Raw genomic sequence first — 17,996 nt, 5'->3', positions numbered from 1 at the left:
ATTAAATTTATTTCTTTGGTCGAGGTTTTGGGTTTTGTTGAAGCGATCCTACAAGTCTTTTTGGAGCAACATCACAATAAGAAACAACTAACATATCTTTGAATAAAGCTAGATCGGTTGATTTCATTTCTACACAGGTCCAACCCTGCTGACCCCATTTATTTTCTATAGGATAAACAGAACCCTTAGATGCTGCTGAGAAGAAGTCCTGGTCGTTCGGATCAAACTTAAGAACGATCTTCTCATTCTCCTGATCCACAGTTGCAAAAATTTTCTTACTCACCCTGAATGAAATTTTTTCAAAATGAGGTTCTTCTTTTGCTTCTGGAAGAGCCAATGCAAGTTTTCTTATTTTGTCCAAGGATATCATTGAGTTTTTACTTATTACGTAAAATTCGATTCTTATTCAATTTTTCTTTAAAACGACATTAAATGATACCGAAAAAGCTTTCCTAGGAAGAATAGTCTGTTAAATTCCCTAAAATGGACTCAAAACAAATCACTATTCAATCTACTATTGCAGCAGATATTAAAAAAGCTTGGGACTACTACACTGATCCAAAGCATATTATTCATTGGAATTTTGCCACTGACGATTGGCAATGCCCTTGGGCAAAGAATGATCTGAGACCTGGTGGTACGTACAGTGCGAGAATGGAAGCTAAGGATGGAAGTTTCGGCTTCGAATTTGGAGCAATTTACGATACAGTCGTTGATCAGAAAAATTTGGCTTATACAATGGGAGATGGTAGAAAGGCTACAGTTAACTTTGAGAATAAAGATAACAAAACAATTGTAACAGTAATCTTCGATCCTGAATCGATGAACCCTGTTGAAATGCAAAGAGGTGGTTGGCAGGCAATACTTGATAATTTCAAGAAGTATACAGAGGCCAATTAATAACTGGTCCTTGTTCGAAAGAGATAAATCTCTTATATCTCAAAGGCAGCATGGATTATTTCAAATGCCTGCTGCCACTTTGTAATAATATTATTATTGGCCAGCTGGCGGCTGCCAGAGTTCAACCTTGTTGCCTTCCGGATCCATAACCCAGCCAAAAATTCCGTATTCAGATTCTTCTACCTTTTCCAATACTTGACAACCTTCTTCTCGAAGTACTTTTAATAGTCCGTGAAGATCCTCCACTCTGTAATTGACCATGAATGTAGAATTACTCGGTGCGAAATAAGAGCCGTCTCCGATTGACCAAGCAGTTGTGCCATTTGTAGGATTGCCTGCCGCATCAGCCCAACGAAAAGCTGCACCACCCCAAGACTGGACATCTATTCCAAGATGAGTTTTGTACCAGGAGCCTAATTTAGCAGGGTCCTTAGCGCTAAAGAAGATCCCACCAATACCTGTAACTCGTTTCATAGATGACCTCCAAACTATTGAGTTTTTCCGATGCTACACAAGATGGTTTAAAATAGCTAACTAAATGCTATTGACGTATATGAAATTTTTGCTCCAAATTGTTGTGCTGAAATATACTTTATAAGGAATATTGCCATGAGAAAAATTATCGTGCTCGAATTTCTCACTCTTGATGGAGTCATACAAGGTCCAGGCGGCGAAGGGGAAGATACTAGCAATGGCTTTAAATATAGCGGATGGCAAGCTCCGATCTTCGATGATCTTACCGGAACAGTTATGCAGAAGCAGATGAACCTTCCGTTCGATCTACTATTAGGCCGCAAAACATTTGATATTTGGGAACCATATTGGCCGAAACATTCCGATTTTTGGCCTCCTGTCATGTCGGCAACGAAGTATGTTGCATCAAATACCAGAACTACTAGCGAATGGAAACCTTCCGTGTTTTTAAGCGGAGATATTGTGGAAAAAATCGGCAAACTTAAAAAAGAAGAAGGACCCGATTTACACGTCTACGGAAGTGCAAATCTCGTTCAGACACTGATGAAGAATGATTTGGTTGATGAATTTTGGCTAAAGATATATCCACTAACGTTAGGAAGTGGGAAACGATTATTTGTCGAAGGCACAATACCTGCGATGTTCAAGGTGACTGAAAGTCAAGTTTCTTCAAATGGAGTTATTATTGTAAATTATAAGCGCGCAGGAGAAGTCAAGACAGGAAGTTTTGAAATATAATTGCTTACTTCTTCAACTGAGCTAATAACGAGATCAAATTTTTTCTATCGGCTGTTGACATACCTTTATATAAGCGAGCATTCATCTTTCTTCCCGCACGAATTATTTTCAAACGTGTATTTTTTCCGGGTATAGTGAGTCGGACCTGGGACTCTCTTGCGTCAATGGATGAGCGCTCTTGTATTGCTAGATTTAGATCTACTAATTTTTGTACGAGCGGAGTAACACTAGATTGGTCTCTAAAAATCTGCTTCGCTATCTCTTTCATAGATTGCGGGTGATCGTTCTTAAGTGCGCAAAGAACAGCGCCCATGGCAGGAGTTATATTCGTTATCCCAAAACGTAAATAGTCTTTTTTTACTTCGTCCAAAATTTGATCTCGTAACGCAGTAACTAAGACTAATAGTCTATCTTGTTTCATTCTTCTACTGTTCTCCCCTGCTTTCTTAACGAACAGTTTTATACATATCAAAAATTGCTTTGAATACCAAGCATTATTATCCTTAACGAAGGAATTTTTCTGATTTATCATTTACAGAAAACGTTCCCAAACTTCTACCTTAACTGAGAATTTTAAAAAAGCTTTGAATGCCAAGCATTTTGGGAGCACCTTTGACTACAAATAATATCGTCACACGCATTAGTTATCTAATATTCGCTTTGATTTCTTATCTGATCTATCTTGCCAGTATGATCATCTTCGCCTTCCGTTTACTCGGTATCGACCAATTTCTGAAAGAGATCACAGTCGAATTTCAGCTCGGACTGATAGGTTCCATTTTTGTCAATATTACATTAATCGTAATATTCGGCGTTCCTCATAGTGTCATGGCGAGAGCAGGCTTCAAAAAATTTTGTAGTCGAATCGTACCTTTACCGATTGAAAGGAGTTTTTATGTTTTTATAGTTAGTATTACTTTAACTATTCTCTCCTGTCTATGGCAGCCCATCTATTTTGAAATTTGGAATATCAAAACTGACATTGGAAGATATACAATATATTCTGTTTTCTTAATAGGCTTTATATTAGCAGTTGTTTCTACTTTTTTAATAGATCATTTTGAACTTTTTGGATTAAAGCAGGCCTGGAATTTTTTCATAAGAAAAGAAAAACATACAATAGAATTCGCTACACCTTCGCTATATAAGTTAGTCCGTCATCCAATGATGTTCGGTATACTTCTGGTCCTATGGAGTACCCCGTTTATGGATTTAAGTCATCTCATTCTCTCGATAGGCATGACTCTTTACATCATTATAGGAACATTCTTTGAAGAAAAAGATTTGGTCCGTACCTTTGGAGAAAGGTATCTACAATATAAACAAGTAGTTCCCATGCTTCTGCCTTTCATTACTCTAAAGAAAAAATTACGAAAAATTAATACCGGAGAAAAATATGAAAATTGATAATCTAATATTATCCCAAAGATTTTGTGGCCCTCCAAAAACTGGTAATGGTGGTTTTACAGCAGGGATATTAGTTGAAGCTGCAGGGACTGAGACGGCTGAAATACGTTTATTAAACCCTACTCCTGTCGAGACATCCATTACGGTAGAATCCGAAAAAGGACTAAGAGGAATAATTTACGATGACACAAAGAAAGTCCTCGCAACTCTGAAATCAATAACAGATGAAGATTTTTCTAAATACAAATTACCTGAAGTTCCTGACTTAGATGAAGCAAAGACGATCTCATCCTTCTATCCTGGATTTACAACTCATCCATTTCCAACATGTTTTGTATGTGGTCCTAAACGAGAAGTGAATGATGGAATGCGAATATTTGTTGGCCCAGCTTCAGAACAAATTGGATTTGAGAATCTTATGGCAGGACATTGGTTGCCGGATGAGACAGTTGCAACGCAGGATGGCTTTGTTAGAGATGCGGCAATTTGGGGCGCTTTGGATTGCCCCGGTGGGTTTTCAGCTGTTTTAGATAAGCCTCAACTTATCGTGTTAAGCAAAATACGAGGTAAAATAATAGAACGTCCTATCACTGGCGAAAACTATACTGTAATGAGCTGGCGATTACAGAAGATGTCAAGAGCCTTCAAAGTTATGACCGCCATTTTCAAGTCTGACTCGAAAAGATTAATGGCAATCGCTGAAGCACTTTGGTTAGCTCCTAGAAATTGGGATAGCGCAAACCAAGAGTGGTAATTATAACTAGCGTCGTATTCTGTTTACTGAAACAGCGCTTAATATAGAAGGAAAGAATTATTCATTTATACTTCTTTTATAATGAAGAGCAATGATACCGGATGGAAGTGTTTCCGAACTTATAAAATCTAGCAGGATCCTTCCTTCTAGTTTAATTCTATCGAATAACCTCGGACCGTTTCCTGCAATCACCGGATGAACTACAAAACGATATTCATCAATCAAATTTAGCTCAGATAATTGAGAAGCAATACTCAAACTACCTACAAAAATATCCTTTCCCGGCAGCTTCTTCAATGCAATTACTTCGTCCGCAAGACTTTCACGTGCAAGTCTTGTATTCGGATCATCAACATTTTTTAATGTGGAAGAGAATAATATCTTCTCGAGCGAAGTGAATACTTGAGCGAACTCATTTGTTATATCTGACTCAGATTGATCTCTTGCGATTTCAGGCCAAAACGGCACCATAAGCTCGTATGTAACCCGCCCATATAAGATCGCACTTGCAGTACGAAGTAGATCGGTAAAATATTTATGCAACCCATCATCTGGGACCATGTCCATATGGCTGCAATATCCATCGGTAGTAATATTAATTGCAAAAACAATATTTCTCATACGTTTGCTTGTATACCGTTTTGATTATTCTCTAATTCTAATTTCATCTCTCTACTATATCTCAGAAAGTATGGTAAAGAAATTATAAGAAGAATGATAGAAGATATATCGACTATATCTATCACATACCAGCCTAGTTTTATATTGAAAACACTATTATGTAAATCGAATTTTGCAATCGCGAAGGATGAGAATAAAGTTAATCCGTTATAAAAGCAATGTATAACAATAGAGAGAAGAATATTATTACTGATATATAAAACATATCCTGAGAATAAACCTATTATAATGGCCGCAACCATCTGTGAGGGATTGATATGAAACAGCGCAAATAATCCTGCTGATACTATTAGAGCAATTTTCCAAGAATAATTTTTCGAGAGCCCAGCGAATACAAAACCCCTAAAGTAAAGTTCTTCAGTAATAGGTGCTACAACCACTCCCAAAAAATATAATAGGAATGTATTCCCTGGTATATACTGTGAAACAGATTTTACAAAAGACTGAGAAACAGAACTATTTATAAAAATTAAATGAGATAAAAAGGATCCCAAGATTTGTAGAAAAAGACAGACTCCCAAAATACTCAGTAGAAATTTATAGAAATTAGGTTTTATCTCCAACATTGAAGAGAAACTAAGATTACTTTTGCGAAAAGCGTAAAAAGAAACGGAAAGAATAGTTACACTATTCACAATTATGAGAAAGTAATCATTTGAAACTTCCAATGCACCTGATTTTTTCAGAAGAATAAATGGAACACTTACCGCAACCTGAAAAAGGAAAAGTGCGATTGTTACAGTTATTATATTTTTAATTTTTGGATACATATTTGATTTCCTAAATGTTGTTTAATTACCAAGGTTTGATGATGATCTTGCGAATTAGCTTTGTCTTTATAAGAACATTAGTAATATAAATGATCGCTACCAATTGGCGAAAAGTGATTCCCTGCCAATGATATGTTCTAAGATCTTCTCCTGACTTTAAAGCCGAAAGATCCAAATTTTCATATGGGCCAAAGAAAGGCGATTCAAGTGATAAGAAACCTAGAACAAAACGAAGCCCTAAATAAAAAAGAAGAGTAATTGAGAAGAAGTCCCGGTTTTTTTCCAACTTTAGTGGTGATATAATGAACAAAATAGATAGACTAACAAATAGAATTATCTCAATAAAAGGTAAATTTAGGACAGACATTCCATACGTATCCACAATTGCCCCATCTGCTGTAGAATATGCGAGACTTAATGGCGGTAAATGAAATCCTACTACTTGACCAAAATCTCCATCCCCAGATATCCAGCATCCAATCTTACCTATCGAGATTCCTAATAAAGCTCCGGGTAAAAGCAAATTCATGTATTCATCAATTCCCTTTTCATTTGAGATTTTACAGAAAAGTCTAATCGCAAAATAGAAAAATACTATTGCTCCAAGGAGAGAGCGACCACTTCCTGAGACAAATGCGCTCCAAAGACCCAATTGCCCAACTCTATTAAAACCATCCCAAGTAAAAAAAACAATTTTTACCGAATTAACAAACGTATTTTCAAAGTACCAAATTCTACCCCAGATTTCCAATACGTAGAAGACTTTGCACCCTAATATACAAACGAAATTTACAATGATTAATAATAGAAGGAATTTCGGTACCCCCATCCACTTACTTGCTTTCTTAAGAGAATAAACAGACATTAGTATGAACGAATAAACTCCAATCCTATGTAGATCGTTCAGAATATCGAATTCCAATAACTTTACCTTTTAATATTCCTTTTTTATTAAATCCTAATACACATCTCGAAAGAATAACATTTCCTTGAGATATTTTTCATTATCATCAGGAAACCCGCATCGTTCAGCAAAATGTTCGGCTTCTTGAAAAGTCCCAAAAAGACGATCCCACCAAGTAATATCTCCATAATTGTATTTATGGACATCAAGTTGATGATGAATTGAATGATGTTCAGGGCGCTGAAGAAAATATCCAATCCATTTAGGAGTTGCAATATTTGAATGATAGAAGTATTCCCCTGTCGCTCCAAAGAATGAACACCATGCTCCTGCTTCAGCAGATCCCCCGAAAAAACAATAAATGAAAAATCCAGTTATTATGGAATCAGCTGCTATCTCTATCGGATGTTTGTAAAAAGAGGTAATTGCTTCAATCCGACTTGGGCTATGATGTATTTGATGAAATATTAACCAAAACCCGTTTGCGTGTCTAAGGCGATGCCACCAATAAAAAATAAAAGTTCCTATAAACCAATAGAACAAACCTTCAATGACAGGATTATTCCAATGGCCAAAATGAAAAATTGTATATTCTCTAAAATATTTGTTCCAGGTTAATCCACCAAGTCCTATCAATAATAATTGTAACACATTAATGAAAATGGCGCGCCAATACCAACCTTTAGATTTCGGAAGCTCTCGTCCTGGGTATCTACGCTCAAGAAAAAGGAATATCATCGTACTTAATAGTATTAATACCATGGGCGAATACTGAGTTCTCAAAGCTTCGTTCATATTATAGTACCAGGAGTTATGCGTTATTTGTGTGCTGAGAAGAAGTATTTAAGATAGTGCTAAGTTCTATAGATATCTCAGCGAACTTATTTAGAACCATAAAATGACCGCCCTGTTCAATCGGGATTGATTTCTCAATTAATCTATATGGGAAAAGTTTATCTTTAGTCCCGTGAATATGAATTAAATTTTTTGGATATTCTTTATTATTCCAATTTAATATAGATTGCAAAGCCCATTTTACAAAACTCCCTTTTGTATTTCTCAAAAAATCTTTTAAGAGAATTTTATCTTCGCCGGAAGAAATACCAAAATAGTACGACAAAATTGGAGTATATAACTTAAGTAAAAATGCAGGGATTAGATTCACTATTTTAAGAAAAGATATAAGATTATAAAAATATGGTCGTTCCGAAGAAGTTTTTATACTTGAAATAATGATAATTTGTTTTGTTCGTATATGCTTTGCAATTTCAACTGCAATGATCCCACCAAAAGAAACTCCTATTAAGATAACCTCTTGAGACAGATCAATTTGTCCCAATAGTCGTTTCGAATAGTTTGCTAAACTCTCTCCATTTATAGGATCTATCCAAGAAATATGTTTCGGCTTTTCAGCTTTGAAATCAATTTTATCAAAGACTCTTCCGTCTGCGCCAAGGCCGCTTATTAAGTAGATGTTTTTCAATTTTATATTCTTATAAAAACTATCTTTTACTTTTTTCGATAATAATAGTAAGTAAGAATTCCTATTGCAGCTCCAGAAAGGTGAACTGTATAATTAATATTTGAAACTAAGAAGATGCCAATCAGCTGAGCAACTATCCAGTACAATGCAAAATATGGCGCTTTTACATTCCAATACCTGCGTTCGAGCCAATGCCTGTAATTCTGAGGAAAAGATATAGACAATTTATTGTTCTGAAACCTTAAACAATAGAAAGTTAGAAATCCGGCAATTCCGCCACTTGCTCCAATTGATGGAACATTACTATCGAATCTAACAATAAGATCTATTAGGTCTCCAAATATTGCAGCCGTAACCAACAAGATTAAGGTTTTTATCTTTCCTAATTCGTTTTCAATATTATCTCCAAATATTACTAAAAAATACATATTACCTAATAAATGTAAAAGGTTAGCATGCTGAAAAAATGAAGTAATGAAAGATAATCCGAAATTGCGAAAAGGATCACTTGGTAATAGCCCAAATTGACTTAGATCATCAGTTGTCAGCCAATTGAAAATGCTAAATAATATACATATCCCTGCAATGCTCCAAGTAAGGAGCGCCGGCTTTTTTAAAGATTCATAATCTTTTTCAATAGGTAACCCAAGGATCTGATAAATTCTTTCCTTAGGCGATTCAGCATATTCAACTTCAACTTCTCTATCTTTCTCTAAATGTTCTTTTAGTTTATAAGCTTCAAACTCTAACTTCCTCGTAACTGAGCCAGAATTTGCTTTATAAAAAACATCAATCTCGGACTTATCGAGCCAAATATAATCGCAACTATTGCAATAATCTATAGGATGATATTCTTCTTTAAAAAATAATTGGATCTGTAAAAAGTTATTATAACATTGAGGACATTTAATATTATAAGGAGTTGAATTTTTCTTTTCTGCTCCTCGAAGAGATTGTATAAGATTTTTTGCAATATCTCCCGAGTAATATCGTATAAAATCAAATCTACTATAGATCTTTCCTTCGCATGAATTACACGCATAATGTAAATCCGTTGAAGACTTTTTCTTTATTAAGAGTGAACTACATCGTGGACAATTCATTTATATATAAGCTTTTCAATGAAGAATGAATTGCAAAAGAGAACAATAATTGGCATTACGCTCTCCTTTTTAATTCCAGAACGTGTAAATAGAAGGTTTTTTAATTAGTATCTCAATTTTCTCATACGTTCAATAATGGAACGTTCCGAACCATCAAAGTCTTTGTCGGAAGAAGCAAGTTCTTCGCAGCACTCTATTATAAAGCCGTTCCTATCGTCGTCAAGATTTACTATAGCTCTAATCATATCTGCTAATTGAAGATCATTTTCCAAAGCAGATCGAACTTTAGAAATTATTTCCCCAAACTTTCCTCTGTAACGAAAAGCTTCATGCCAAGCGACTGAATCTAAGATTTTTTCAAGCGAATCATTCTCGCTAACTTTAATCTTTCCATCGGCATACATAGTAAGAAGTAACGCCTCTATTAAACGTTCTTGAGTTTCGTTATCTTGAAGCTCAATTTTCTTTTTTCTTTCAGAATTCTTAAAAAAGTTAAACATAATCGATTATTTTCTACACATTATAGTAAGTCAAGTCTCTCAGCAAAAAGTCTTTTCTAATTATTAAAAAGTTAGACACGATAGATTCTTTTACTTCTTAAATGGCTTCGCCTTCCTAGCTGCCTTAAACTTAGCAACATATTCCTCTGGGATCCCTTGATTTTCATAAGTTGCAAATACCGGATCAGTATAAGGATCTTTAATAATTACAAAAACTTCTGAGATAAATTTTGAAGGAAGACAATTATCTGCATTATTTTTCGAAATACATTGTTCTATCACCTTTTCAGAACAATCACCTATCTTTTTTGTGAATACTAAGGCATCCCCAACATAGTAAATAAATTAGAATTATTGTTTTTTTCATTATAATCACCAAATAAATAATCGATGCGTCTTATGATAAATGTGTCTGACATTTGGGATGCGCAACTTACCCTATGTTAGCCATAGCTAATTCATATGTCTTTCAATGAACGAAAGAACTTTATTTTCATATTCTACTCGACTGAAAGCATGCAGATCAACGTGGCCCGCATTACTGACAAGCCAAAGTTCTTTTGGAGTTTGGGCTCGTTGATACATTTCCTCAGCTTCAGATTCAAAGGTGTACAAATCATCTCTGCCAGAAATCACAAAGATTGGACATTTTACTTTCTTAATATGATCTATTGGATTTAATCCACTTTCTGAGATATTAATTTCATACTTAAGAATATAATATGCAATTGGTGTTAAGAGTGCTATAGGTTTAGCGATCTTAGAAGCAACTCGATTTCGTATAGCAGAATCTATAGTTGAAAATACTGACTCAACAATCATGAAATCTATTTCTTCGGAGATGTCCGCTAAAAGTGCGGATGCACCACCTAATGAACTACCAATTATTCCTATTTTAGATTTACCTTGCTTTTCTTGTATATAACGGATTGCGCTTCTGACATCTTGACTTTCTTTTATACCTATTGTAATTAACTCACCACTACTTTCACCATGTGATTGAAAATCGATCAGAAGAATTGAATATCCATACTTAATAAGAAAGTTTGATCTTGCTAACATGGCTAGACGGTTTGCCCTGATGCCATGTAAAAGTATTATCGTTCCTTTTTTACTTGATGAGTTATAAAACCAACCTCGAATATCTTCTCCTGAGTCAGATCTAAATTCGATTTCTTTATAGCCTGGAGGCAAATTTCCAATATTTGCACGGACTGGCGCGAGCGTAATTAAAACCAATACGTGAGATCCAATAAAGAAGCAAATTAAAACAAAGACACATATTGCAAAAATCTTTATAGTTCTAATTAACTTATTCATATGGATCATGGATTTATTGGCACTCAATCTATGATCCTATCTTTCCATAACGTTGATAATCGGTAAGAAGCAAGAAAAGAATATTATCCTTAATTTTGACCGGGTAAATCAATTTATAATAACCTTCATCGGCTTCAAAATACGGAACCAATTCCTTGTGTTCGTCTAAGACAGAATTTATATAATCCTTTTCTTCTCTTGAGGAAGTATAAATGAAATCTGCTTCTTTATAGTTAGAATCTTTTTCCCAGTCTTGATTTTGATCAAAAGCAATTAGAACATTCTTGGACTCAAGGTTTATACGATGAATAATCTCGACTGTCGGGAATTCATTATTCACTCGACTGATCACATGTAAGATCTCTGCTGCCTTATTCTCATAAGTTCTACCAAACTTATAAAATGCCAACAGTTCTATTTCTTTATGATACTCGCTAATTAATTTAGCAGCATCATTTTCCAATAGCTTCCTCTTCTTATTTATCGTTAAATAATTGCCAAGAAAAAGAAATCCGATCAGAAGAATTAGAGATAATGAGAATAAAAGAAAATATTTAATTCTAGATTTTCCCGAACCAGGGCTTAACTCTTTTGCTCCCTTAACCGAATCTGCAATTATGGTCAAATTGGTAACAATATTTAGCAGAAACGACCCTGCTATCAAAGCAAATATCCCGAGAATGCTTATTAAAAATAACTCTGTTAGCTTTTCTCTAAAAACTCGCAGTCCAAATACGTTTATTGTGATAAAGATAATTACCCAATAAAGCAACGTTAATAGTCCTATTAAGATAATTCTATAGGACAGTTTACGAATATATTCTATGTTCATACGTTTTTTCTCATATCTTCTGTAAGAAAGATACAATTTTGATCCATTCCAAAGAAGTTATATTTTCATTAATAGTAAAATGATCAGAATTAATTAATTCTATATAGGTTGAGCCATTGATCTGCTTATTCAATTGGTTCGCCATAAAAGCAGGAGTCAATGTGTCTAATTTTGCTCCAATGATTAACGTTGGTAGCCGCACTTTTGTCGCTTTCGAAAGATTATCAAACTTGTCTAAAATGATAAAGTCAGGAATAAAACGAGAATATTTATATTTCGCTACTTCGGCTAATGAAGTATATGGGGTCACAAGAATTAGATGAGAAGATATATCTCTTAAAGACAATTCCAAAGCAACACCACTGCCTAATGATCTGCCCCACAAGATTGTTTTCTTCTTAGAAAAATTATATTTATCCTGAACATATTTGATAATTTTTTCCGAATCATCATATAAATTAGATTCACTTGGTGAATATTGTTTTGATAATCCAAACCCTGCATATTCTACTAAAAGAGCAGAATAACCATGTTCATAAAAATATTTGAAGAACCTTGCTTCTCCATACATGGTTCCTCCTTGTCCATGAAGTAGAATAACGATCCCCTTCGATAGATCTTTTCCTAAGAGCAAATGAGCATTTACTTTTCTATCAGAGTTGCTTATCGTAATCAATTCGCCGGGGACTTGGTTTGGATCAATTTTCTCATCCTTTCCAAAATAAACCAACTTTCTAAATAAAAAGGGATACAGAAGTATTAATGTTATAATGACTACGATCGAGGAGAAAATAGCTCTTCTTTCCAACTAAGTAATTCCTTTGCCTTTCTTATATACTGTTTTCTTGAAATAATAGTGTGATTAATTTTATCTATAACGAAAGACTGTTTTCCTTCCAAACAGGTAAGGATCATTAGTTTTTCTTCTCTTTAATTTAATACCGCCAATATCCTTTTACAGACAATATAAGCAGATATTATACTATTTTGTTCAGCAAAAAGTGAGAATGTTACAAGTCTTCGAAACTGCAGATAATTTATATATACCATAGACATCGCTAACGTCTTTCAAATTAGTTATCTCAAAATAGGTAAGATCCCAACGGCAAAAAATTGGATGGCAGAAAGATAAAAAAAGATAATTAGCAGAAATCAGAACGAAAAGTGTAAACTTATTAGATATTAATATTCTTTTCATTCAAATTTGTCTGAATACTTCGCGAACATCCGTAGATATAAACTTTGCCAAACGACTGAAAATATTTTATAAAGCCACGTTCTTATAGAATATCTTTAAATCAAAACTATATTCGATCCTGAAACCACTTTGGCTAACGACTATATCATTACAAAGACCGGCAATTCTATCTAACTTAGTTATCAAGTTAAGTGAATCGTTAACTATTATAGGTTCAAACCCAGGCTCATTTTCAAATGTTGCCCATTTAACTAAAACGATGATTTGTTTATCATGCAGAATCAAACATTTATTTTGATATGAGCTCCTTTCAAAAGTATATCTATGATTTGTTCCAATTAAGCCAACTTTTCCGCATGTCATAGATGGACTACCCATGCGTATCTCGGATAATTCTTCAAAACTCACTTTGATTTTCTGGAATTTAGCTAAAAAATTTAGGCGCATATATTAAAATAACAATGATCGACATTCAGGATTTGACGAGAATCGCCTTTGCGATCTCGAAGAATAACGGTAGAGTCGATGTTGGGTAACGCGAATTAATTCGCAAGGAGTTCTTCTTTTCGCATTAACTCCCCTCTTGAATAAGGAAGTATCCCGCTAAATGGAAATATTATAGAAATCAGAAATGTTGAAAAGACCAATGATCCTGATAAATTGCTAAGTTCTTCATCAGTCAATTGCTCTCCGAAGGATCCGAGAATCGCTAAACCAAAATAAGTTGTTATAAAAAATACTAATATTGCTAAGCCAGACAAAATTAATACTTTTTTAGTCTTCATTTCGACAATATAGTAACTATTCCAAAAGAAAACTGCTCTTAGTAATTGTATCGCTACCAATATTACCAATACAGATAGAAGGACATTAGCGCCCCCGGAAGACTCCATCCCTAATCTATTAAGTAGAGTTACTACAAATGAGGCGATAGCCATAAGAAAAAAGATAACTGAAAGAACTCGACTTTTATGTATTCGCACAAAAATTCCAATTACACAGTACACAAAAACGTCAATAAAGTTCACATACTGCTTAAGAAGAAGTAATCCGACAAATTGGATTACAGAAAGAAACAAAATCGCGTTACAACAATCTCGAATAATTTTATTAGCATTTTCTACATTTTGTATTTTCGAGAATAGCGATCGAAAAAAATTCATTTTAATTCCTTATTTCTAACACCCGCGCGTTAGATGATTTGAGACTGGCACCACGAAGAAATCATTTTCCTTTTCTGAAGAAATATATAAATATAGGTCTGAAAGATTATAATGACCTGTTAAATCAAATATGAAATCTAATTCGCCGTCTCCATCTATATCTCCGGCAAAAACAAGAGATGGTAATTCATATCGTTCTTCAGCAGAATCAATAATCATTTCATTATTATTCTTTTTAAGAGTTAATTTATAATTTCTTACTCTTTCCGAGTCAATTTGTTCACCGCTAGATTTAAGAACGTATTTATTATTCCCAAAGGTAAATTCATATTTTTCCCCTAATCCAATGGAAGAAGGAAGATTCTTTTTATTAATTGTATAACTCCCCTTTTTAAATGATATGCCTTTAACAAGAACGACCGGATCATCTTTTGCAGACACTCTATATCCGGTCTTTACACTTTTCTTTTCATCTAGAACGGAATCATGTTCTCTTTTAACTTCAATTTCAATCAATTCACGAGAATATATGCCCTTGCGATTATATATTGCGATCCAATCGGCGAGATCGTCTGGTTTGAAAGGTAATTCATCACGATGATATACTGAAGAAGATGAGAATGTGAATGCTATCCTTGGAATACACTTTATCAATCCACTAAAGATCCAACCATCCGATACTTTTACCCAATTTCCTTCGATTGGATTGTTCCTTATCTCGATCTTAGATATTTCTGATGTATTATGCTCCTCGATTTCAATAAAAGTGGACTGTTCTATTTTACGAACTATCCTTCCTTTTTGGCTTGGACTAGACCTAACTAATACATTTGGATAAATAGTAAAACAAGAATCTTTTGTCTCTAAACCAAGAAGGTCTTGAGCAAAGAGACATGTTAAGCAAATAGAAAAGAATAAACTTCGGATTTTCATAGTTTTCATTCTTTAAGAAAGGCAGCTGCGACAAGGCTTAGTTACATTCGCAGCCACGCGAACTATATGTTATTCAGATTTATTAGCAGATGGTAATGTAGTTAGATATGAACAAGGAATTAATCCTCCGATACCGCCAATAAAGACTGCTACAAAACCTGCAAGGAGTCCTATTAAAATAAAACCTATATGAAAATGAAGATTTTTCTTCTTAAGAATAATGAATGATAGGAATAGACAACTAACTACGGCTATAAAATTACCGATCTTCACACCTGCCTGAAAACTGTCTTCAGGAAGAAACTCGAAACCAACAAGTTTGGCTAATCCCGTAACTATCCCAGAAATCAAACCAGAAGATATAATTACAATCAACAGCCATACAATATAGAAAACAATAGCTTCTTTCCAACTTCTTTGATACGCAAAATCACTAATTTTTTTGAACATTATTTTTTCCTTTAATAAATTTATGACAGAAATTTCGCTTAATCTGGAGAGAATTCAAAACGTAACACCAAAACCAATAGTTATATACGGTCTCAAATCGTTTAATCATTTTTCAATGTTTAATTATGACTAATTATTGTAATCAATTCCGTAGAGTTAAACATATCAACAGGAGAAATCACCGGCTCAGAATAAGGAATATTATTTCCATATCTCTTTTTCATTAAATACTGCACTTTTGATGATGATAGATCAAAATCTTTCAAGGTTTTTAAATTACCTAGTTTCTTATCTGTAAATTTATCATACAATTTCCAGATTAATTCAGTGCAATAAATGCGATCGTCTTGCCAGCCAAAATAAATATCGTAGTGTCGGCCTAATAGAGAGTCCCCATATTTTTTCATATCTTGAATTTTACTTTCTGTTAATACACTTTCACGATCTTTAAGTCGCTTGATAACATAGTGGTTCTTCTGGCCTCTCTTAATGAAAGCGGATAACGGAGTAATTCTTACAGGCTCTACTGCCTCAAGAACCTTAAAATCATTTCCGTATTTAAAAATGACCCCAACATGAGTGTATCTTGATTTAGTTGCTGCTTTAATTGCTTGAGCCTGTTCAGAGTTTGATTCATGGAATATAATGTCCCCTTCCATTAAATCGGAAGATTTAATCTGTTCAGCTTTCAAGCCCCAAATAGATGTCAAAAGAATTATTGATAGTAAAAGAGTCTTATTCATTTCTTCTTCTTTAATTGTATTTTTAGGAAATTACGTTTAATGACCATAGCGTGATTATGTTTCGTGAGAGTCGCGTTAGGAAGTCTGAAGCAGAACGCTAAGCCGATAATTAGGCGCAGTGCGGGATAGAACAATAGATAAAGCGTTAAAGAAAAAAAGTAAAGGCAGTGAGAGCTTTCACCGGAAAATCAAGTGGGGATGTGAAGAGAAAGTAAGCTCTATTAAGCAGACCTCTTGCAGCTTGCATATAGTAGTGCAAGAGGTCTGCTTAAATTATTAATGTAGAAATTTTACCAACGGTCGCGTTTGAACTTTCTATCGTTATTTCTATTGCGGTCAGATCTTGATCTTTCTTCCGCAATTGAAACTGTGATGTTTCGTCCATCCACTTCCTTACCATTAAGTTCTGCAACTGCTGCTTGGGCAGAATCTTGGTCAGCAAAAGTGACAAAACCGAAACCTCTCGATCTTCCAGTTTCGCGATCAACCACTATATTCGCTTCTTGAATAGCGCCGTGGGCTTCAAATACTTGACGTAAAGTTTGGTCAGTTGTTGACCAACTGAGTCCACCAACAAATAGTTTGGATGACATGAATTTTATCCTCGTTCCATACAAATAGATTAAATATTCAGTATGATAGTAAATTAGGTCGTTACGGGCTATGCAATTAAAACAGAACGAGTAAAGAACTTTATTGCCATTTAATTTTGATAGGCAATGGCAGACAAGAATCTTTTACTTCAAGTTCGCGCCATTTATCGAGATTTTCATAATGGGTCTGAAGCAAATATGGCGGGCCCAAGGGGGGGGCCGGCGGTACTAGTTAAACTACGATTACTTTCTGATAAGAGATAATTCGCAAATACATCATACGAAAAAGATACTAATAACTCCAATTTTCGTCGTATAATGTAATCCCATTATTTTCAGTTATTTTGTAAAAGATATAATTTTCCCCTTCTGACATGATTATTAAAGAATTATCCACCAACTGATACATACTATCATCAACTCGGTCATCACATTCTTTTAAGTAATCAAACTCAAAGATAATAATTACGTTAACGATCTTGTTTTCTGCCAATGCTTTATAAGAAAAATAAAATTCCCATAGGTAACAAATATACCTATGGTAAAAAGCAGATCCCCAAGCAATCTAAAGAATGATTTTTCAAACATACCTACTAATCCGATTAGAGTCGGAAAAATTAGAAATACAGAAAAATATATGTATGATTTACTACTTAAAAGAATTATCTTTAAATTAAGAAAATAATTACCCATTGATCTAGACCCAACTATAATAGCTGCGCCAGCCAAATATACAATTATGTATAGTGCGACTCCGATTATTAAGATAGAACTTTTCGCTGCAGATTGTTCTATCTTACTGAAATCTGATGGAGTTCCCGTAAGAACAAGTAGTAGATAACAATAAAAAATAAAAACGAACCAGCTTACTAGAGTATATACAAAAAGACGACCAATCATTCTCCACCAAGGGCAACTTCCGGAAGATTCGGCATATACGTTAATTCTAGAATTGACTTCAGTCCTAAAATTATAAAACATATTATTAAGATAAAGATTATGTAATTGGATGACCCCAAACTATCATTATTTTCAGCGTTGATACTAAAA

Annotated in this window: 24 protein-coding genes; 4 read left to right on the top strand and 20 right to left on the bottom strand. The window is 34.3% G+C overall.

Annotated features, from left to right (window positions below; all coding sequences use genetic code 11):
* Positions 1–7 precede the first annotated feature (7 nt).
* Positions 8–370: an MmcQ/YjbR family DNA-binding protein gene (locus EHQ52_RS15650; RefSeq protein WP_135616125.1), complete on the bottom strand. Its 363-nt coding sequence runs from the start codon at positions 368–370 to the stop codon at positions 8–10.
* A 113-nt stretch (positions 371–483) separates the two neighbouring features.
* Here EHQ52_RS15650 and EHQ52_RS15645 point away from each other — a divergent pair, with 113 nt between their 5' ends.
* Positions 484–900, top strand: coding sequence for an SRPBCC family protein (locus EHQ52_RS15645; protein WP_135616124.1), 417 nt, complete (start codon positions 484–486; stop codon positions 898–900).
* A gap of 93 nt (positions 901–993) precedes the next feature.
* Here the strand turns inward: EHQ52_RS15645 and EHQ52_RS15640 are convergent, their stop codons facing one another.
* Positions 994–1,374, bottom strand: a complete 381-nt coding sequence (locus EHQ52_RS15640; protein WP_135616123.1) for a VOC family protein — start codon at positions 1,372–1,374, stop codon at positions 994–996.
* 135 nt (positions 1,375–1,509) lie between these two features.
* Between EHQ52_RS15640 and EHQ52_RS15635 the strand changes: the two genes are divergently transcribed.
* A complete protein-coding gene (locus tag EHQ52_RS15635; protein ID WP_135616122.1) occupies positions 1,510–2,112 on the top strand; it encodes a dihydrofolate reductase family protein in 603 nt (200 codons plus the stop codon).
* Between the two features lie 4 nt (positions 2,113–2,116).
* On the opposite strand, the gene EHQ52_RS15630 is transcribed toward EHQ52_RS15635, so the two are convergent.
* Positions 2,117–2,533, bottom strand: coding sequence for a MarR family winged helix-turn-helix transcriptional regulator (locus EHQ52_RS15630; RefSeq protein ID WP_135616121.1), 417 nt, complete (start codon positions 2,531–2,533; stop codon positions 2,117–2,119).
* Positions 2,534–2,700: 167 nt separating this feature from the next.
* On the opposite strand from EHQ52_RS15630, the gene EHQ52_RS15625 reads away from it, so the two are divergent.
* Positions 2,701–3,519: a methyltransferase family protein gene (locus EHQ52_RS15625; RefSeq protein WP_135616120.1), complete on the top strand. Its 819-nt coding sequence runs from the start codon at positions 2,701–2,703 to the stop codon at positions 3,517–3,519.
* On the top strand, positions 3,509–4,273 hold the full coding sequence (locus EHQ52_RS15620; protein ID WP_135616119.1) for a hypothetical protein: 765 nt from the start codon (positions 3,509–3,511) through the stop codon (positions 4,271–4,273). The genes EHQ52_RS15625 and EHQ52_RS15620 overlap by 11 nt, the downstream gene beginning before the upstream one ends.
* Before the next feature lie 57 nt (positions 4,274–4,330).
* Here EHQ52_RS15620 and EHQ52_RS15615 read toward each other — a convergent pair whose 3' ends face one another.
* The 17 genes from EHQ52_RS15615 to EHQ52_RS15535 all read right to left on the bottom strand — a co-directional run bounded on the left by EHQ52_RS15615 (position 4,331) and on the right by EHQ52_RS15535 (position 16,946).
* Complete coding sequence (locus tag EHQ52_RS15615; RefSeq protein WP_135616118.1) at positions 4,331–4,894, bottom strand: dihydrofolate reductase family protein; 564 nt, start codon at positions 4,892–4,894, stop codon at positions 4,331–4,333.
* Positions 4,891–5,724, bottom strand: coding sequence for a CPBP family intramembrane glutamic endopeptidase (locus EHQ52_RS15610; RefSeq protein WP_135616117.1), 834 nt, complete (start codon positions 5,722–5,724; stop codon positions 4,891–4,893). The genes EHQ52_RS15615 and EHQ52_RS15610 overlap by 4 nt, the downstream gene beginning before the upstream one ends.
* Before the next feature lie 25 nt (positions 5,725–5,749).
* Positions 5,750–6,646, bottom strand: a complete 897-nt coding sequence (locus EHQ52_RS15605; RefSeq protein WP_279638306.1) for a prolipoprotein diacylglyceryl transferase family protein — start codon at positions 6,644–6,646, stop codon at positions 5,750–5,752.
* A gap of 36 nt (positions 6,647–6,682) precedes the next feature.
* Complete coding sequence (locus EHQ52_RS15600) at positions 6,683–7,423, bottom strand: sterol desaturase family protein (protein ID WP_244244926.1); 741 nt, start codon at positions 7,421–7,423, stop codon at positions 6,683–6,685.
* A 16-nt stretch (positions 7,424–7,439) separates the two neighbouring features.
* On the bottom strand, positions 7,440–8,111 hold the full coding sequence (locus EHQ52_RS15595; protein WP_135616115.1) for an alpha/beta hydrolase: 672 nt from the start codon (positions 8,109–8,111) through the stop codon (positions 7,440–7,442).
* Positions 8,112–8,137: 26 nt separating this feature from the next.
* The gene (locus tag EHQ52_RS15590; protein ID WP_135616114.1) at positions 8,138–9,214 is read right to left on the bottom strand and encodes a rhomboid family intramembrane serine protease; all 1,077 of its coding nucleotides are present in this window, start codon (positions 9,212–9,214) and stop codon (positions 8,138–8,140) included.
* A 104-nt stretch (positions 9,215–9,318) separates the two neighbouring features.
* Positions 9,319–9,714 (bottom strand): hypothetical protein, encoded by a 396-nt coding sequence (locus EHQ52_RS15585; RefSeq protein ID WP_135616113.1) that lies wholly within the window; start codon positions 9,712–9,714, stop codon positions 9,319–9,321.
* 90 nt (positions 9,715–9,804) lie between these two features.
* Entirely contained in the window at positions 9,805–9,996 is a 192-nt protein-coding gene (locus EHQ52_RS15580) for a hypothetical protein (RefSeq protein ID WP_135616112.1), read from the bottom strand.
* A 171-nt stretch (positions 9,997–10,167) separates the two neighbouring features.
* Positions 10,168–11,034 (bottom strand): serine aminopeptidase domain-containing protein, encoded by an 867-nt coding sequence (locus EHQ52_RS15575; RefSeq protein WP_167492227.1) that lies wholly within the window; start codon positions 11,032–11,034, stop codon positions 10,168–10,170.
* A gap of 28 nt (positions 11,035–11,062) precedes the next feature.
* Positions 11,063–11,866, bottom strand: a complete 804-nt coding sequence (locus EHQ52_RS15570; RefSeq protein WP_135616111.1) for a hypothetical protein — start codon at positions 11,864–11,866, stop codon at positions 11,063–11,065.
* 10 nt (positions 11,867–11,876) lie between these two features.
* A complete protein-coding gene (locus EHQ52_RS15565) occupies positions 11,877–12,674 on the bottom strand; it encodes an alpha/beta hydrolase (protein WP_135616110.1) in 798 nt (265 codons plus the stop codon).
* 456 nt (positions 12,675–13,130) lie between these two features.
* Positions 13,131–13,472, bottom strand: a complete 342-nt coding sequence (locus tag EHQ52_RS15560) for a hypothetical protein (protein WP_135616109.1) — start codon at positions 13,470–13,472, stop codon at positions 13,131–13,133.
* A gap of 134 nt (positions 13,473–13,606) precedes the next feature.
* Positions 13,607–14,227, bottom strand: a complete 621-nt coding sequence (locus EHQ52_RS15555; RefSeq protein ID WP_135616108.1) for a hypothetical protein — start codon at positions 14,225–14,227, stop codon at positions 13,607–13,609.
* A 15-nt stretch (positions 14,228–14,242) separates the two neighbouring features.
* Positions 14,243–15,160, bottom strand: coding sequence for an SH3 domain-containing protein (locus tag EHQ52_RS15550; RefSeq protein WP_135616107.1), 918 nt, complete (start codon positions 15,158–15,160; stop codon positions 14,243–14,245).
* Between the two features lie 69 nt (positions 15,161–15,229).
* Positions 15,230–15,610 carry a hypothetical protein gene (locus EHQ52_RS15545; RefSeq protein ID WP_135616106.1) on the bottom strand — a complete coding sequence of 127 codons (381 nt, stop codon included), beginning with the start codon at positions 15,608–15,610 and terminating at the stop codon, positions 15,230–15,232.
* Positions 15,611–15,729: 119 nt separating this feature from the next.
* The gene (locus tag EHQ52_RS15540) at positions 15,730–16,353 is read right to left on the bottom strand and encodes a YiiX family permuted papain-like enzyme (protein ID WP_135616105.1); all 624 of its coding nucleotides are present in this window, start codon (positions 16,351–16,353) and stop codon (positions 15,730–15,732) included.
* A gap of 290 nt (positions 16,354–16,643) precedes the next feature.
* Positions 16,644–16,946 (bottom strand): RNA recognition motif domain-containing protein, encoded by a 303-nt coding sequence (locus EHQ52_RS15535; protein WP_135616104.1) that lies wholly within the window; start codon positions 16,944–16,946, stop codon positions 16,644–16,646.
* Positions 16,947–17,996: the final 1,050 nt, after the last annotated feature.

The sequence above is a fragment of the Leptospira koniambonensis genome (assembly GCF_004769555.1).
Classification (GTDB): Bacteria; Spirochaetota; Leptospiria; order Leptospirales; family Leptospiraceae; genus Leptospira_B; species Leptospira_B koniambonensis.
The sequence above is the reverse complement of the archived record's forward strand: the minus strand, read 5'-3'. Positions and strand labels throughout refer to the sequence as shown.

Excerpts from the sequence above, each read along its gene's own strand:
- EHQ52_RS15650 (WP_135616125.1), bottom strand. The coding sequence starts at position 370 with ATGATATCCTTGGACAAAATAAGAAAACTTGCATTGGCTCTTCCAGAA.
- EHQ52_RS15645 (WP_135616124.1), top strand. The coding sequence starts at position 484 with ATGGACTCAAAACAAATCACTATTCAATCTACTATTGCAGCAGATATT.
- EHQ52_RS15640 (WP_135616123.1), bottom strand. The coding sequence starts at position 1,374 with ATGAAACGAGTTACAGGTATTGGTGGGATCTTCTTTAGCGCTAAGGAC.
- EHQ52_RS15635 (WP_135616122.1), top strand. The coding sequence starts at position 1,510 with ATGAGAAAAATTATCGTGCTCGAATTTCTCACTCTTGATGGAGTCATA.
- EHQ52_RS15630 (WP_135616121.1), bottom strand. The coding sequence starts at position 2,533 with ATGAAACAAGATAGACTATTAGTCTTAGTTACTGCGTTACGAGATCAA.
- EHQ52_RS15625 (WP_135616120.1), top strand. The coding sequence starts at position 2,701 with ATGCCAAGCATTTTGGGAGCACCTTTGACTACAAATAATATCGTCACA.
- EHQ52_RS15620 (WP_135616119.1), top strand. The coding sequence starts at position 3,509 with ATGAAAATTGATAATCTAATATTATCCCAAAGATTTTGTGGCCCTCCA.
- EHQ52_RS15615 (WP_135616118.1), bottom strand. The coding sequence starts at position 4,894 with ATGAGAAATATTGTTTTTGCAATTAATATTACTACCGATGGATATTGC.
- EHQ52_RS15610 (WP_135616117.1), bottom strand. The coding sequence starts at position 5,724 with ATGTATCCAAAAATTAAAAATATAATAACTGTAACAATCGCACTTTTC.
- EHQ52_RS15600 (WP_244244926.1), bottom strand. The coding sequence starts at position 7,423 with ATGAACGAAGCTTTGAGAACTCAGTATTCGCCCATGGTATTAATACTA.
- EHQ52_RS15590 (WP_135616114.1), bottom strand. The coding sequence starts at position 9,214 with ATGAATTGTCCACGATGTAGTTCACTCTTAATAAAGAAAAAGTCTTCA.
- EHQ52_RS15585 (WP_135616113.1), bottom strand. The coding sequence starts at position 9,714 with ATGTTTAACTTTTTTAAGAATTCTGAAAGAAAAAAGAAAATTGAGCTT.
- EHQ52_RS15575 (WP_167492227.1), bottom strand. The coding sequence starts at position 11,034 with ATGAATAAGTTAATTAGAACTATAAAGATTTTTGCAATATGTGTCTTT.
- EHQ52_RS15570 (WP_135616111.1), bottom strand. The coding sequence starts at position 11,866 with ATGAACATAGAATATATTCGTAAACTGTCCTATAGAATTATCTTAATA.
- EHQ52_RS15555 (WP_135616108.1), bottom strand. The coding sequence starts at position 14,227 with ATGAATTTTTTTCGATCGCTATTCTCGAAAATACAAAATGTAGAAAAT.
- EHQ52_RS15550 (WP_135616107.1), bottom strand. The coding sequence starts at position 15,160 with ATGAAAATCCGAAGTTTATTCTTTTCTATTTGCTTAACATGTCTCTTT.
- EHQ52_RS15545 (WP_135616106.1), bottom strand. The coding sequence starts at position 15,610 with ATGTTCAAAAAAATTAGTGATTTTGCGTATCAAAGAAGTTGGAAAGAA.
- EHQ52_RS15540 (WP_135616105.1), bottom strand. The coding sequence starts at position 16,353 with ATGAATAAGACTCTTTTACTATCAATAATTCTTTTGACATCTATTTGG.
- EHQ52_RS15535 (WP_135616104.1), bottom strand. The coding sequence starts at position 16,946 with ATGTCATCCAAACTATTTGTTGGTGGACTCAGTTGGTCAACAACTGAC.